This window comes from Sphingobacterium shayense, assembly GCF_013179575.1.
Classification (GTDB): domain Bacteria; phylum Bacteroidota; class Bacteroidia; order Sphingobacteriales; family Sphingobacteriaceae; genus Sphingobacterium; species Sphingobacterium shayense.
Map to the genome: position 1 here is coordinate 1 of NZ_JABMCQ010000314.1, position 1542 is coordinate 1542.

Consider the following 1542-nt stretch of genomic DNA (forward strand, 5'->3'; position numbering starts at 1 on the left):
TGCTGCAAATGATTCACCTTTATGATATTCACGATCTGCGCACGATAATCCCCTTTAAAAAGCTCATAATAACTTAACAGCAGCCTTCTAACGGCTCGCATCTGGTAATTGTTTGAAATCGAAACTCCATTTTTAGAAAATAGTAATGAGGACTTCTCCTGACCCTGTTGAAGGGTACTCGTACATTGTTGGATAAAACTAACCAGCTGGGTATAGATATCATTATAAGCTTTCTCTTCACGAAACTTCACGTATCTAATCCTCCCCATAAATATGACCGTTATTAGCCAGAAGAACATCCATAAAAAAATAAAAGCTAGAACAATAACATTCCAAATGGTACCGTAAGGCAGGCTAAAATCTATGTTCATATATCCTATCTTAAAAAGTAGTTTATCCGGGTCAACAGCTCACTCGGTGATACGGGCTTTTTCAAAAAATCGTTCGCCCCAACAGCGAAACCATCTTTAATAATATTATCATCAGACAGGTCCGACACAATCATAATTCCGGTTTGAGCATTCCGTTTAGATGCTCGGACCTGCTCAATAATTTCAAGGCCGTTGTAATAGGGAAGCATAAGATCGACCACGATGAAATCATATCTACTTTTCTCAACGAGCGCTAATGCTTCTTTCCCTGAAAGAGCTCCGTCAACTCGGTATCCTTCTCGTTCCATAAAAAATTGCATCATATTCTGGAGGATAATATTATCCTCGATTATTAGTATTTCTTTCATCATCTTCATTTTGAATTTTATCGAAGGAGTTAATACAAAACAAACGATTTAGCCAGTGAGCGGGAACTCATACTGTCGTCGATTGCGCTGAGCAAATGTATTAAGCCTTCTCCGCTATAATATGAAATTGATCGAGTTTATTTTAAAATGTAAATTTCTCTCTACAATATATTTTATCTTGACAAAATAAAATAAAACATAAAAAGATGTCAAAAAGACATTTAAATTAAATTACGACTACAAAAAACAATGGAAACAGGTGTAATATCAAAAATATTTAATAACAGATAAATATTATTAATGATTTACAGAAAAATTGCATAAAATTATCCCATTTAGAATAAAAATTTCATTATAATAACGAAAAAACAAACAGTATGTCAAAATTAATACTGGAGAAGATCAAGTTACTTAACACAATTATCAAGGAAATACACATCATAACACTATATAACTAGAGGTGACGAACAAGATCCCACAACGTTTAGCTAAATTAAATTCATTGGCAGGCTCATTTCGTAGTTCTTTAGCGACAAAAAAACACATCTACAAAAGCATTAAACGAAAGAAAAAACATAAATCGTATTTTAGAGCAAAAATATTAATAAAAAAGAAATATGAAACTCCTAAATAGAAAACTATTATCAACAACATTCTGGATGGCAACGATTTGCATCACAGCCGTTTCCTGTACAAAAGATGGTCCTAAACCCGTAGACGACAGTACCGAAGAAGCACGCCTTGATTTAACTGTTCCGGCAATTATTCCAGAAATCATGATTGAAATCGAGAACAATCAAGAG

3 protein-coding genes are annotated in these 1542 nt (G+C 33.7%); 1 reads left to right on the plus strand and 2 read right to left on the minus strand.

Translation table 11 applies throughout. The features are described 5' to 3' along the window. Positions 1-371: hypothetical protein (locus tag HP439_RS19030; protein WP_172391900.1), on the minus strand; the 371-nt coding region annotated here is incomplete at its 3' end. A gap of 5 nt (positions 372-376) precedes the next feature. Beyond that, on the minus strand, positions 377-742 hold the full coding sequence (locus HP439_RS19035; protein ID WP_172391901.1) for a response regulator transcription factor: 366 nt from the start codon (positions 740-742) through the stop codon (positions 377-379). Positions 743-1356: 614 nt separating this feature from the next. Here HP439_RS19035 and HP439_RS19040 point away from each other — a divergent pair. After that, positions 1357-1542, plus strand: a 186-nt coding sequence (locus HP439_RS19040) for a hypothetical protein (RefSeq protein ID WP_172391902.1), incomplete at its 3' end; no start/stop codon positions are given.